The organism is Marinovum sp. 2_MG-2023, from assembly GCF_030548265.1.
GTDB lineage: Bacteria > Pseudomonadota > Alphaproteobacteria > Rhodobacterales > Rhodobacteraceae > Marinovum.
The window spans coordinates 352,297-365,302 of sequence record NZ_JAUOSD010000002.1; the positions used below are offsets into that span (position 1 = coordinate 352,297).

Here is a 13,006-nt window from a genome sequence, read left to right on the forward strand (position 1 = left end):
GCCCTGGGCGATCTTCAAAATTTTAGGAATATGATGATGACGGACTTCAGTTTTTCCGGCGATACCGCACGCCATGTCAACTTCCCGCTGGGCGGAATCGGCACGGGCAGCATTGGTCTTGGCGCCGACGGCAGGTTGAGCGATTGGGAGATCTTCAACAAACCGAACAAGGGGGGCCTGAACGGCATCACCCATTTCGCATTGCGCGCTGAACAGGGTGGCGAGGTTCTGGATACCCGTATCCTGCACGGGCCGTATCAGGGCCCGCTTGCCGGGGATCATACGACGTCGAGTTTCGGCTCCTATGGTTTTGGTGTGCCACGTGAGCGCATGGCCGGCTTTCCCAGTTTTGCGAAAAGCCGCCTGACCGGTCCCTATCCAATTGCCACGGTGGATTTCGAAGACAGCCATTTCCCCGGCGCGGTCCAGCTTCGGGCCTTCAACCCCTTTATCCCGATGGACAGCAAGTCATCCAGCGCACCAATCGCGATGTTCGAAGTCACAGTGCGAAACACAAGTGATCATGACATTGATTATACGCTCATCGGATGCATGGGGTTCGCATTCAAGGACCGTGCAGATGTCGAGGTCCAGCAGCAGGACGGTTGTACCCAGCTTGTGGGCCGGGCGGGTACGGATCGCAATAATGTCGATTATGGCGAAATGGCCCTGACGATAGAAGGCGATGACACCAGCCATATCCATAACATCTATCGCGCGACGTGGTTTGATACGCTTGAAATGCATTGGCGCGACATCACGCGGCCCGGTCGGCTGAAAGATCGGCAATATGGCGATGCGGAATGCACCCTGCCGGGGGGGCGGTATACCGTGGCCGAACACGGGACGCTGGCCAGCCACTTTACCCTGCCTGCCGGTGCGCAGCGGACCTTGCGGGTCGCCATTTCGTGGTTTGTCCCGAATGTGCAAAAGGATTGGGAGTCTGTGCTGCCTCTGCTTGACGCGCCCCGCCCCGTTGATCCGGTTTGGCGCAATTATTACGCCACTGTCTGGACCGGTGCGGCGCATGTCGCCCAGGATGCCTTTGCCCGGTGGCAGGATCTGGCCGGACCGACCCGGGATCTGCAACAGGTGTTGCGTGACATGACCATGCCACATGTCCTGCGCGAGGCGATTTCGGCGCATCTGTCCACGTTGAAAACACCCACCACATTGCGGCTGCAGGATGGGACGTTTTATGGCTGGGAAGGTTGCGATGTCGGCAAGGGCAGCTGCGAGGGCAGTTGCACCCATGTCTGGAACTACCAGCAGGCGTTGGGCTTTCTGTTCCCTGACCTTGAACGCAGCATGCATGAGGCCGACTATCTTCATAACCAACTGCCCGGATCGGGTGGCATGTCGTTCCGTCTTAGCCTGCCTTTGGGTGTCGGCATTTCCAGTTTCCGGCCCTGCGTGGACGGCCAGATGGGGAATGTGTTGAAAACCTATCGCGACTGGAAAATGTCGGGCGATACCGAATGGCTTCGCAAATGGTGGCCCCATGCCAAGGCGGCGCTGGAATACGCGTGGCACCCGGACAATTATGACCGGTGGGACCCGGATCAGACCGGCGTGATCCAGGGGCGGCAGCATCATACCCTGGATATGGAGCTTTTTGGTCCCAATTCCTGGCTGACCGGGTTCTATCTGGCGGCTCTGGATGCGGCGGCCCGGATGGCGGATGCCCTGGGCGACACCAATAGCGCCGAGACATACCGGGGTATTTTTGCCAAGGGCCGCAAATGGATAGATGAAAATTTGTTCAACGGCGCCTATTTCGTGCAAAAGGTCGATCTGGACGACCGGGGCCAGCTGGATGTCTATCAATCAGATGATGCGGCGATCAGTGCCAACAACCTTGGCGGCACCGTCTATGATGTCTATTGGAGCGAGGAGTTCCAGGAGCTCAAATATCAGATGGGCGAGGGGTGCAGCATTGATCAGGTTCTTGGTCAATGGCACGCAGACCTTTATGGATTGTCATCGGTGTTCGACGACGCCAAAGTGCGCTCTGCCCTTCTGTCGGTCTATCAGCACAATTTCGGCCCGCTGGCCGAGGTGGCCAATCCGGCGCGGGTCTTTGCCGTCGGGGACGAGAAAGGTACGCTAACCTGCGCATGGCCAAAAGACGTGCGATACCCGGTGTTCCCGACACCGCACACCCATTCGGTCATGGGCGGGTACGAATATGCATTTGCGACCCATCTCATGATGATTGGTGAATTCGACAAGGGGCTGGAGGTGTTCGAAGCCGCGCGCGCGCGATATCGCGGCCACAACCGGAACCCGTGGAATGAAATCGAATGCGGATCGAACTATGCCCGCGCCATGGCCAGCTATGCCGCCGTGCCGATCCTGAGCGGGTTCGAATTCGATCTGACACAAGGGGCCATCGGATTTGATCCGAAGATGTCCGAGGGCCAGCGGTTCATGTCGATCTGGTCTGCCGGATCGGCCTGGGGGCAGGTCACGATCACATCGGGGGCGGCAAAAATCACGGTATTGGGCGGGCATGTGGCCCTGAAGACAATCCGTATTTGTGGCACGCCGTTTGATGTCTCTGCATATGTTGAACAGGCGGACAACACAGTTATGGTAGAGCTGTCGGCGGGCAATTCGCTGGACATTCATGACCCCGCCATTGATTTGGCGCGCGCCCGTGACGTTGACACACATATGCGCCGATGATTGATAAAGGCACCAAGTCGAAATTCAGGAGCGGCAGGCATGGCGCGTAGTGACGAACGTTTCAAGGAAGCCTTTAACACCGTTCTGGACAGTTGCAGCGAGCTGGGGATCGGTGAACAGCTTCCTTCCGAGGTCGCACTTGCCGAAGAGCTGAATGTCAGCCGCACAATTGTCCGCGCTGTGTTGGCGCAATTGGATCGTGATGGGCTGCTGTCATGGAGTGGACGGGAAAAGACGATCCTGCGGTTGCCGACCAAGCGGGATCGTCACGACCTTGCCGCGCCGCCCCCATCGGACGAGGAATTGGAACACCGGTTCTTTGACTGGTTGTTGCGGTTCGACATTCCCGCCGGGACATCCCTGAACGTTGCCCAGCTTTCGCGGCAGTTCGGGGTGCCGTCCTATAACATGCAGGAATATCTGGCTTCGTTGACCCGCTTTGGCCTGGTCCGCCGCCGCCGCCCCGGTGGCTGGGTTCTGATCGGGTTCACCCCGGATTTCGCAATGGAATTGTCGGATTACCGAAGCCTGCATGAGTTAAGCGCAGTCAGTTTGCTGGTGCATCTTCCCGATGAACATCCGGTGTGGTCGGAAATCGAGACGCTCAAAGATCGTCACATTCGCCTGCTGGAAGACATTGATGAAAAGTATCACGATTTCTCGCGGCTCGACGAGGAATTTCATGCCCTGATCAGCAGCGTCACGCGAAACCGGTTCATCAAGGTTTTTCAGAGCATTATCTCGATGGTGTTTCACTATCACTATTATTGGAAAAAAGACACCGAGCGCGAGCGGAATGAAGCCGCGATCAAAGAGCATCTGGCCGTCATTGAGGCGCTGCAAAACCGGGACGAAGATGCCGCCCTGACGGCGGCCCGCGAACATCTCGAAACGGCCAAGACGACGCTGCTGGCCTCTATCCGTCACCATCATGAAACGGATGTGACACTGTCCCCGCCGCCCATTTCCGGGCCAAAGAGTGGCACGTGATCCGGCGGGGCTGCTGAGCGCCTGACGCGGGGCAGAAGCGGCCAGATGTGCGGTTGTTGCTGTCGATTATGCGCTTGCACCGGAACGGTTTTTTCCCGCGGCGATCGAGGACGCGCTGGCCGCCTTTGATTATGTCACCACACAGGCGCAGGCACTTGGGCTGGACAGGGATCAGACCGCCATCGGCGGTGTCAGTGCCGGGGCGAATATCGCGGCGGTTCTGGCCATTGCCCTGCGCGATGCGGGCGTGGCCCCCTGTGGCCAGATCCTGCTGTATCCGGCGACCTCATTTGTCACAGACACGCAATCACGGTTGCATGTCGATCCGCCCTCGGCCTTGGTGGTGACTTGCGGCCATGACCCCTTACGCGACGAAGGTATCGCCTATGCCGACACGCTTCGCAGCAGTGGTGTCGATGTCCGGCACCGCCATTTCCCGGGGCAGATCCATGGGTTTCTGACCATGGGTGGCGTGATGCCGGAAATTAGTGTTCTGATTGGCGAAACCGCAATGGCCCTGCGAAAGATGTTCGCAAAAATGCCACTCCAGGTTTTCGCCCCCGGATCACCCCCCAAGCGGCGCCGCTTTGAAATCACAGGAGTTCGCAAGCACCCGGATATCGTTCAGCAGCGCCCTTGGGACCGGAATGCCGTCGCGGCGGCGTTTGCACATGGTTTCATGCTCCAGCTCGCCGGGCAGGAGCATTCTGCTGTCCTTTTCCCACATGGGCGAGGCTTTTAGCGTCGCATAGAGCGATTGCATCCGGTCTTCGAATGCGGCGCGGCCCAGGAAAACATCGGGATCAAGCACAATGAAGGTGTGGCTGGTGTCGCTGGGGGCGTCTGGCGCGGAATACATGCTTTTCAGATCGAATTGGAATGCACCGCCAGAGATGACGCCGCACAGGATATCCACCATCAGCGACATGCCAAAGCCCTTGTGCCCGCCAAGCGGCAGCAAAAAACCCTTGAACCCGACAAAGGGGTCATCCGTCGGGCGCCCTTCTTGATCGGTGGCCCAGCCCAGCGGGATCTTCTCGCCCTTTTTTTGGGCCAACAGAAGTTTGCCCCCGGCGACGGCGGACATGGAAATATCAAGGATCATCGGAAAATCGAGACCGCTGGGCGCGCCAAAGGCCAATGGATTGTTGCCGGTGATCGGCTTTGCCCCGCCCGGCACCACAAGGTTTGGGATCACGTTTGTCATGGCGATGGCCACCATGCCGGCATCAACCGCCTGTTTGATATAAAGCCCGGCGGCGCCGAAATGGTTGGAATTGCGAATGGCGACGGCCCCGATGCCGTTTGATCTGGCAAGCTCGATCGCGCGGTCGGTGGCGCGATGGCCGGCAACATAGCCAAGGGCCGCATCGCCATCCCAGACTTCAAATCCACCACGCCCGCCAAGCCGTTGCATGTTCGGGCGTCGGTTCACCGCACCGGTGATCAGCCTCTGGGCATAGATCGGCAGGCGCAGAAGCCCGTGACTGTCGACGCCCCACAGATTTGTCTGCACAAGATCGGCCGCACAAAGCGCGGCGTCTTCCTGTGACAGGCCCAGATGTTTCAGCAGATCGCCAAGGTAGGTTTCAATTTCTTCGGCCGGGATCAGAACGTCATCAGTCATTTTCCGTGTCTCCATGTGCGGTGAACATGCCAAGCGGCGCGGCGCTGACCATGACCGAGGCAAAGACGCAAGGTTGGTCGGAACGGTTGTGCCAGGTGTGCGCGGTGCCGCGCTGAATCAGAACGTCACCGGCCCGCAAAAGCGCCTCGTCCTGATCGGTCACGGCCACAACTTCACCGGACAGGATGATGTTGTAATCGACGGTTTCATTGCGGTGCATGGTGGGGTCTTTTGCGCCTGCAACCTGAATTCCGGCGGCATCAATCTTGTCGAAATCGGTGTCGACGTCGCTGGCGCGGCTTTGCTGATCGGGCATCAATTCGACCATTCTGAACCGTGTTCCGCCGTGCGGCGGGTGATGTCGGACCGGGCGCGCGCCGGCGTCTTCGCTGCCTTCATTCGACGCAAGGGGGCCGTCGGTTTCCCACAGCTCAAAGAAGGTCAGCGCCCGGCCCGGCTGGACAACAACGGTTTCGGGCGGCGCGTTATGAAGGATATACGACTGCCCGTCCTTCGAATTGGCAGTCACTATCCTGTTGAATTTTAACGTCATGTGGCCCTCGCATGATCTGTTGCATTTTTGTTATGAATATTGTTGACAAAATGTGCGCCAATTGTAAAGCTAAATTTGACCAAGGGCGATCAGGCACTTCCGGGAGGAATTTGAGATGCCAGTTTCCATCATTCGCCGCACAGTTGTTGCCGGCATTTGTTCGGGTTTGGTGCTGTCGGGCGGGATCGCAGGCCCGTTGGATGCACAAGACAAAAAGCGCTATGCAATGTTGGTGCGGGTGCTGGGCAACACGGCTTTTGAATTGGCGCGCGTCGGCGCGCAGGAGGCCGCAGATGAGCTTGGGGTCGAGTTGATTTATACCGGCCCGACCGAAAACACCGCCGAGGGCCAGGTGGCGTTGATCAATTCACTGATTGCCCAGCGTGTCGATGCCATCATTCTGACCGCCAATGATGCCACGGCCCTGACCCCGTCGCTGCAACGCGCCATGCGCCGCGGCATCAAGGTTGTCACCTGGGATCAGGGCGCCGAGGCCGAGGCCGGCGCGCTGCATGTTGCCTCTGCCACCAATGCGCTGATTGCGCTTGCGCCGGTAAGGATCGCGCTGGAACGGACCGACGGCGGCGGTGATGTCGGGATTATCTCTGGTCCGGCCAATTCGACGACACAGAATGAATGGGTCGATGAAATGATCCGGCTCACCACCGAAGACGAGATCTATCAAGGTCTGAACGTGGTTGAGGTCGCATACGGCGACGCGCGGTCGGACAAAGGCTATAACGAGGCGCTGGGCCTGGTGAACAAATACGAAAACCTCGAAGCGATCGTTGCCTATACCTCGGTCGGTATTGCGGCGGCATCGCAGATGGTGCGCGATCAGGGTCTGGTCGGCAAGGTCAAGGTCACGGGCCTCAGGTTTCCTGCTGAAATGGTGGAACATGTGAAATCCGGCGCAACGCCGACCTTTGCGATCTGGAACATGGTTGATGTGGGTTACACAACCATGCAGGCCACGCATGATCTGATCATGGGCGAAATCACCGGTGCACCCGGCGAAACGATCACGGTCGGCCGTATGGGCGACATCGACATCGGTGCCGACAATATCGCCGTGATGGGCGAGCTGTTTGTCTATGACAACACAAATGCGCGAAAGCGCGGCTGCCCTGATCGACGCGGTCGGGAACGGATCGCGCGCGGGGCCCGGCAGGGGGGAGGGGCAGCATGCTTGAGGTTGCAAACCTGAAAAAAACGTTCGGGGGCATCCATGCCTTGACCGGTGTCTCGCTCACGGCGCGCCCGGGGCGGGTTCTTGGGTTGATTGGTGAAAATGGCGCGGGCAAATCGACCATTGTGCGCTGCCTGACCGGCATTCATCGCCCCAGTGCCGGTGACATCCGCATTGACGGCAATGCGCAGGACTTTCGCCGGCCACAGGACGCGGCGGCGGCGGGATTGCTGGCGGAACCGGCACGATCTTTGGCGTCACGCTGGCGGTTTTGATCATCGGCTTTCTGATCTTCGGTCTATCGCTGATGAATGTGCCGGGGATCGTCATGAATATTTTTGTCGGCATGATGCTGATCAGCTCGATTGCATTGCCGAAAGCGCTCACCGCCGTCAAAGGCATGATACCCACCAAACCAAAAGGACAGTGAACGATGCCAACCTATTACATCACCGAGGATGTCACCCGCGAAGGGATGATGACCATTGACGAGGCACCAGAACGCGCCAAGGGCGTCGTTGCCTTTGCCGCATCCATGGGGGTGACGGTCGAAGAATTCTCTTACTGCATTGCGCATTTTGATTTCATCATGAAGGTCACAGCCCCCGACGATGAAACGGCGGCCGCGTTCTGTATGGCGGTGCGCCGCACCGGCAATGTCACCGCCAAGATGACACGCGCCTTCACCCCCGATGAATGGGGCGCCATGGTCGCCAAGCTGCCATAAGGTCGGGTTTCCGCCGGGCAGATCGGCTCAGCTGGCGTTTGCGCGTCGGTTCAGCCAGGTCTGCTCGGCGGGGGTGCCCGGTTTGCGGCTTTCCTGATGTCTGATCAGATATTGGGCGCGGTATTGTTCGATCCGGGCCAGATCGAAATGGGCCTGGATCGCAGCGGCAAGCGCGTCGTGATCCGTGCCCATCATTGCCTCGATGATTGCTTCGTGCTGGGCAATGACATTGTCCATCATCTGGGGATCAACAAATTTCATGGTCGTGATCAGATGGGTGCGGGTCGCATAATCCTGAATCGCGGCTGCCAGCGTTTTGTTGCCACAGGCCGAATATTGCAGGCGGTGAAATTCATTGTTGAGATGCAGAACCTCGCGGAAATGCGCGTCGCGTGTTGCTGCCCTGTGCTGAAGATGGATCTCTCGCATCTTGTCGGTGATCTCGGCCGGTGCGGGCAGGGTCATGATCGTCACGGCACGGATTTCCAGCAGCTCGCGCAGTTCGAACAGCTCACGCACCTCATCTGGATGCGGTTCGCGCACAAAGACGCCCCTGTTGGGCACACGTTCGACAAATCCGAATTCTTCCAACTGGCTGAACGCTTCGCGCAGGATATGGCGTTTGGTGCCGTAACGCTCGACCAGGCTTTCCTCGCCCAGTTTGGTGCCAAAAGAGAATGTGCCGATTACAATGTCCTCATATAGCTCGGCCAGGACCGAGTGACTTTGAGTCGGCATATCAATCTCCTTCGCGCGAGAGCATCGGGGCGCTCCGGCCAATCCGCAGCGGTGCTCATGTAATTATTGTCAGGATAGACCGGCACGGGATTGTCGACAAGATTGTTTTGCGCCCCGCGCCGGGAACAGGGCATTGATCCGCGTGCTGGTGCGCCTATCCAAGGACCTCGCTCAATCCCGACCTGATGGCTTTTGCGACATGCTCTGGCGATTCCAGAAGGGCGAAATGCCCCAGACCCGGCAGGATGCGCACCGCAGCGTTGCGCGCCTGCGCCCCAATACGTTCGATTGGGCCGGGCGGGGTCATCTGATCCTCGGCGCCGGTGACAAAGACAAGCGGCAGGTCCGTTGCCACAAGCTGTGCGGTGGCATCGGGTCGGCAAATGGCCAGCTCGGTCTGATCCGGCATCAGGTCGATGGTTGACTGCGCCATGCTGACAATCATGTCACGCACCCGCGTTCCGCGATCGGTGGTCATCGCCGCCAGATTTTCATCGACCCATCCTTCGCCGTCACCGGCAACCACACGGTCGCGCACGGCCCGGCGTTTTGCTGCGTTGTCGGGAGCATCGGCAAGCGGGTTGAGCGCCAGAAGCACAACAGCGCGCGCCGCATGAAGCGCCCCAAGGTTTTGGGCCAGAACCAGCGCGCCGAGGGAAAATCCAATGGCAATGTCGCCGGATGTGACACGGCGTTCAAGCTGCGGTGCATAAGCGGCGGGTGTTGGCAGATCGACCCGAAACGGCAGGCGCGCCGCGCCGCCGATGTCGAGGCAGTCCAGAACCGGGGTGAACACCGCAGGCGTGCAAAGAGTGCCGGGCAGAAGATGCCAGTTTTGCATGGTTTCAGATGTCTCATTCATTCCGCAGAACTCCCTCTTTGGAAACAGGTTTGGCCCCGGTGGCGCGGTCGGTTGTGCCGGATTCGTAGCCCGGACCGGGGGGGGGTGCAAGCCGACCGAAGCGGCCTGGATCAGTGTATCCATCCATGATGGCGCTCCTTTTTGTTGCGGCATGTGGTCGTGAAGTTTTGAATTAAATCACAGTGTTACGTTGTAATTTGATCCCGTTCTTGTAGTCATTTCCAGCGATGAAAATCGGCCCCAGTATAGTCGCCGCAACAATGTGGCAATAATTGTTGACAAAAATGTAGATGATGCAACAATGAATTCCCAGAGCAGTGATGTCGCTGCGATTCCAGGGAGGATGGAATGGAAGATGACAGGGGTGCAGGGCAGGGGGCTGATCGGTCTGTTGCGCCGATCGTTTCAATGCGGGGGATCGTCAAAAGATTTGGCGGGGCAGTCGCGCTGGGGGGTGTCGATCTGGATGCCCATGCCGGAGAGGTTCTGGCAATTGTCGGCGATAATGGCGCCGGCAAATCGACATTGATCAAGATCCTGACCGGGGTCTTGAAACCAACCGAAGGGCGCATTCTTGTCGATGGTGAGGCCGTCGCCCTGAACGGGCGCAGTCATGCCATCGAACTTGGGATTGATGCGGTTTACCAGACGCTGGCGCTGGCCGGTGATTTGACGCCCGCCGCCAATATTTTCTATGGCAACGAATTGACCAAATCCGTTCTGGGCATTCCGATCCTCGACAATGCGCGTATGCAGGACGAAGCGGCAAAGGTGCTGTTTGAACGGTTCGGCACGCGTTTGCCGGACATGTACGCCCCGACAGACAGTCTTTCGGGCGGGCAGCGTCAGGCGGTTGCCATTGCCCGTGCGATCTATCACGCGGACCTGCGTGTATTGGTCATGGACGAGCCGACCGCAGCCCTTGGGCCACAGGAAACCGCGCGCACGCTGACGCTGATCAAGGCGCTGCGGGAACAGGGTCTGGCGGTGCTCTTGATCTCGCATTCTCTGGACGACGTGTTTGATGTTGCCGACCGGATTCAGATCATGCGCCGGGGGCAACGTGTTGGCGTTGTCCGCGTCGATGAGACCACCACCGAAGACGTGCTCGGCATGATTGTCGGCGCCAAGGCAGAAGGGGCAGCCGCATGACCGATGCGACCACAGCCAAGGAAAACATCCGGCCATCGACATTGATGGAGCTGGCATCGCGAAACCTGTCGGTGCTTGGCCCGGTGTCGATGATCCTGATGCTTATGGCGTTCATGCTGGTGGCTGAACCTGCCCGGTTCTTCCGCGCCTCCAACTTTGAAATCGTTCTGCTGGAGGCGGCGTTGTTCATGCCGATGGCGGTCGGCATGACATTTGTCATCGCGCAACGTGGTATCGACCTGTCGATTGGATCGGTGGCGGCGCTGAGCGCGTTGATCATGGCCTTTCTCATCAAGGAATATGGCTTTTCGCCTTATGTCGGCATTGTCCTGGCGATCTGTATTGGTGCGACGCTTGGCGCGATCAACGGCATCGTTGTCACCAAGCTGAATGTGCCTGACCTGATTGGCACCATGGCGATGGATCTGGTCTATCGCGGGATTGCGCTTGTCCTGGCCAAGGGATTGGTGCTTGCGAAATTTCCCGAAATCATCACCACAATCGGGCGCGGGCGGATCGAAGGTTTCTTGCCGGTGCCGGTGCTGATCGGTCTGGCGTCGATTGTTGCCGGGCATTTCGTGCTGACACGCACCTTTTTCGGCCGCTATGCGCTTGGCATCGGTTCCGATCCAGAGGCGTCTGAAATGGCCGGCATCGCGGTGCACCGGCAACGGATATTTGCCTATGCGCTTATGGGGGCGCTTGCGGGTCTTGCCGGTGTGATGCTGGCGGGCAAGTTGAACTCGATCCAGGCGACATCGGCAAGCTTTCTGAACCTGCATGTCATTGCTGCGGTTGTGGTGGGGGGAACGTCGCTCTTTGGCGGTCGTGCGTCGATGTTGGGCGGGCTCTGCGGGGTTATTCTTCTGGCGATGATCACAAATGCGACGATCATCTTGCGGATCGAATTCTTCTGGCAGTCGGTTGCGGCCGGCGCCGTGATTGTCATCTCGGTTGCGGCATATTCCTGGCTGCAAGCCAAGGACAAGGACGGCAACGGCAGTATCCTTGCGGCGATTGCCACACGCCAGAACCTGTCGATCCTCAAGTTTCTGGGGGGCCTGATCGCGGCGATTGCAGCGCTTTTGATCCTTGGATTTGCCTTCGGCACCAGTGCCGCAGCAGCCTGAAGCGTTCACCGATTATCCCGGCTCATCCAGCGCGTCTGACATTTCAGAACCCGGGCGCGTTGGATGATGCAAGGGCGCGCATGCAAACCGCGAACCGTACCTATCAAACCAATTTGAATACCAAGGGAGGAACTTATGAAATCTATCGTGACCTATACATTTGCCGCCGCGCTGGCCGCAATTGCGCCAACATGGGCGGCGGCGCAGGAACTTCCGCTTTTCACCCTGCCCGATGACGACGAGCGCGAAGTCTGGCGCCCTGAACAAGTCACCAAATCCGGCACGCTGGAGGCGCTGCAAGCGGCGGTTGCCGGTGCGCCGGTCAAAGTGTCGGTTGCCATCGAAAATCCGATCCAGATCGCCCTGGTGTATCCTTCGGCGGATACCTCGGACTTCTTCAACCGCAACTACATCGCGTTCACCTCGCGGCTGAATGAATTGGGCATTCCCTTTGAAACGACAGAATTCGCCACACGCATGAACGAGGGCGAATTGCAGAACCAATTCGTGGCGCAGATCGTCAATGACGCCGACCTTTGGGATTTCGTCATGTACGCACCATCAGAGCTGATGGCGCAGGGCGACAATATTCAGCGTCTTGTCGATACCGATGGTTTCACCACCATGATCTGGGGCAATCACACGCCGCTGAAGGATCTGACCAAACAACCGGTCACATGGTTCAACTTTGACTCGCCCTCGGGCGCCAAGGCGATTTGCGAATTCATGATTGCGGAACTGGGCAACGACAAACCCTATGCCCTGATCCGTGGCATTCCCGGATCCATCGACAATCTGCGGTCACAGACCTTTGCCGATTGTGTCGAGGAACACGGCAATTGGGAAAAAGTGGCCGAGCAATATGCCGATTTCAATCGCGAAAAAGGCTATTCGGCGATGGAGCAGATCATGACCGCCTTTCCAGAGGTTGAGGTGATCCACAATGCCAATACGGCGATGGGGATCGGCGCGGTCGAGGCACAGATCGCGGCTGGCAAGACCGACAAGTTCTTTACCACGGCCTGGGGTGGCACGTCGCTGGAACTTGACGCGATACGCGCCGGAACGCTGGATGCGACCCCGATGCGGGTGTCTGATGACATCGGCGCGGCGGCGGCTGAGGCCATCAAAGCGGTGATTGAGGGGCGCGAGGCAGAGTTGCCGTTGGTCTTCCTCGGGCGGATGAATATCGCGCACAAGGGACTTTCCGCGGCAGAGCTTGATGCGCTCGAAAACGAGGCGTTCCGCTATTCCGGTCTGGCACCGGTCAAGTAATCTCCCTTGGTCTTTCTTTGATGTAAAGAAGGCCGATCAACTCGACGACCGCCTTGGCGGTCGTCTTTTTACGTT

Annotated in this window: 13 protein-coding genes and 1 pseudogene; 10 read left to right on the forward strand and 4 right to left on the reverse strand. The window is 58.5% G+C overall.

Annotated features, from left to right (window positions below):
• Nucleotides 1-36: 36 nt before the first annotated feature.
• From Q4577_RS04475 to Q4577_RS23720, 3 genes and pseudogenes are all read left to right on the forward strand, one after another.
• Complete coding sequence (locus Q4577_RS04475; protein WP_303468479.1) at nt 37-2,688, forward strand: GH116 family glycosyl-hydrolase; 2,652 nt, start codon at nt 37-39, stop codon at nt 2,686-2,688.
• A 39-nt stretch (nt 2,689-2,727) separates the two neighbouring features.
• Nucleotides 2,728-3,678, forward strand: a complete 951-nt coding sequence (locus tag Q4577_RS04480) for a GntR family transcriptional regulator (protein ID WP_303468478.1) — start codon at nt 2,728-2,730, stop codon at nt 3,676-3,678.
• A gap of 43 nt (nt 3,679-3,721) precedes the next feature.
• A pseudogene (locus tag Q4577_RS23720) lies at nt 3,722-4,126 on the forward strand (alpha/beta hydrolase fold domain-containing protein); the annotation flags it as partial.
• A gap of 117 nt (nt 4,127-4,243) precedes the next feature.
• Here Q4577_RS23720 and Q4577_RS04485 read toward each other — a convergent pair.
• Both Q4577_RS04485 and Q4577_RS04490 read right to left on the reverse strand, forming a co-directional pair.
• Nucleotides 4,244-5,305, reverse strand: a complete 1,062-nt coding sequence (locus Q4577_RS04485; RefSeq protein WP_303468477.1) for an Ldh family oxidoreductase — start codon at nt 5,303-5,305, stop codon at nt 4,244-4,246.
• Complete coding sequence (locus tag Q4577_RS04490) at nt 5,298-5,834, reverse strand: cupin domain-containing protein (RefSeq protein ID WP_303468476.1); 537 nt, start codon at nt 5,832-5,834, stop codon at nt 5,298-5,300. Before Q4577_RS04490 ends, Q4577_RS04485 begins: the two co-directional genes overlap by 8 nt.
• A 139-nt stretch (nt 5,835-5,973) precedes the next feature.
• On the opposite strand from Q4577_RS04490, the gene Q4577_RS04495 reads away from it, so the two are divergent.
• The 4 genes from Q4577_RS04495 to Q4577_RS04510 are packed head-to-tail and all read left to right on the forward strand — an operon-like array spanning nt 5,974 to nt 7,774.
• Nucleotides 5,974-7,065: a substrate-binding domain-containing protein gene (locus tag Q4577_RS04495; RefSeq protein ID WP_303468475.1), complete on the forward strand. Its 1,092-nt coding sequence runs from the start codon at nt 5,974-5,976 to the stop codon at nt 7,063-7,065.
• Nucleotides 7,044-7,322 carry an ATP-binding cassette domain-containing protein gene (locus Q4577_RS04500; protein ID WP_303468474.1) on the forward strand — a complete coding sequence of 93 codons (279 nt, stop codon included), beginning with the start codon at nt 7,044-7,046 and terminating at the stop codon, nt 7,320-7,322. The genes Q4577_RS04495 and Q4577_RS04500 overlap by 22 nt, the downstream gene beginning before the upstream one ends.
• Entirely contained in the window at nt 7,319-7,477 is a 159-nt protein-coding gene (locus tag Q4577_RS04505; RefSeq protein WP_303468473.1) for a hypothetical protein, read from the forward strand. Before Q4577_RS04500 ends, Q4577_RS04505 begins: the two co-directional genes overlap by 4 nt.
• 3 nt (nt 7,478-7,480) lie before the next feature.
• Entirely contained in the window at nt 7,481-7,774 is a 294-nt protein-coding gene (locus Q4577_RS04510; RefSeq protein WP_303468472.1) for a GYD domain-containing protein, read from the forward strand.
• A 27-nt stretch (nt 7,775-7,801) separates the two neighbouring features.
• Here the strand turns inward: Q4577_RS04510 and Q4577_RS04515 are convergent, their stop codons facing one another.
• Together Q4577_RS04515 and Q4577_RS04520 are read right to left on the reverse strand one after the other, a co-directional pair.
• Nucleotides 7,802-8,512: a GntR family transcriptional regulator gene (locus Q4577_RS04515; protein ID WP_303468471.1), complete on the reverse strand. Its 711-nt coding sequence runs from the start codon at nt 8,510-8,512 to the stop codon at nt 7,802-7,804.
• 154 nt (nt 8,513-8,666) lie between these two features.
• Nucleotides 8,667-9,374, reverse strand: a complete 708-nt coding sequence (locus tag Q4577_RS04520; RefSeq protein WP_303468470.1) for an alpha/beta fold hydrolase — start codon at nt 9,372-9,374, stop codon at nt 8,667-8,669.
• Between the two features lie 348 nt (nt 9,375-9,722).
• Here Q4577_RS04520 and Q4577_RS04525 point away from each other — a divergent pair, with 348 nt between their 5' ends.
• From Q4577_RS04525 to Q4577_RS04535, 3 genes are all read left to right on the forward strand, one after another.
• Entirely contained in the window at nt 9,723-10,526 is an 804-nt protein-coding gene (locus Q4577_RS04525; protein WP_303468469.1) for an ATP-binding cassette domain-containing protein, read from the forward strand.
• The gene (locus Q4577_RS04530; RefSeq protein WP_303468468.1) at nt 10,523-11,656 is read left to right on the forward strand and encodes an ABC transporter permease; all 1,134 of its coding nucleotides are present in this window, start codon (nt 10,523-10,525) and stop codon (nt 11,654-11,656) included. Before Q4577_RS04525 ends, Q4577_RS04530 begins: the two co-directional genes overlap by 4 nt.
• 135 nt (nt 11,657-11,791) lie before the next feature.
• Nucleotides 11,792-12,931 (forward strand): substrate-binding domain-containing protein, encoded by a 1,140-nt coding sequence (locus Q4577_RS04535; protein ID WP_303468467.1) that lies wholly within the window; start codon nt 11,792-11,794, stop codon nt 12,929-12,931.
• Nucleotides 12,932-13,006 lie beyond the last annotated feature (75 nt).

Coding starts and splice junctions, on each gene's coding strand:
- Q4577_RS04475 (WP_303468479.1), top strand. CDS start 37: ATGACGGACTTCAGTTTTTCCGGCGATACCGCACGCCATGTCAACTTC.
- Q4577_RS04480 (WP_303468478.1), top strand. CDS start 2,728: ATGGCGCGTAGTGACGAACGTTTCAAGGAAGCCTTTAACACCGTTCTG.
- Q4577_RS04485 (WP_303468477.1), bottom strand. CDS start 5,305: ATGACTGATGACGTTCTGATCCCGGCCGAAGAAATTGAAACCTACCTT.
- Q4577_RS04495 (WP_303468475.1), top strand. CDS start 5,974: ATGCCAGTTTCCATCATTCGCCGCACAGTTGTTGCCGGCATTTGTTCG.
- Q4577_RS04500 (WP_303468474.1), top strand. CDS start 7,044: ATGCTTGAGGTTGCAAACCTGAAAAAAACGTTCGGGGGCATCCATGCC.
- Q4577_RS04510 (WP_303468472.1), top strand. CDS start 7,481: ATGCCAACCTATTACATCACCGAGGATGTCACCCGCGAAGGGATGATG.
- Q4577_RS04515 (WP_303468471.1), bottom strand. CDS start 8,512: ATGCCGACTCAAAGTCACTCGGTCCTGGCCGAGCTATATGAGGACATT.
- Q4577_RS04520 (WP_303468470.1), bottom strand. CDS start 9,374: ATGAATGAGACATCTGAAACCATGCAAAACTGGCATCTTCTGCCCGGC.
- Q4577_RS04525 (WP_303468469.1), top strand. CDS start 9,723: ATGGAAGATGACAGGGGTGCAGGGCAGGGGGCTGATCGGTCTGTTGCG.
- Q4577_RS04530 (WP_303468468.1), top strand. CDS start 10,523: ATGACCGATGCGACCACAGCCAAGGAAAACATCCGGCCATCGACATTG.
- Q4577_RS04535 (WP_303468467.1), top strand. CDS start 11,792: ATGAAATCTATCGTGACCTATACATTTGCCGCCGCGCTGGCCGCAATT.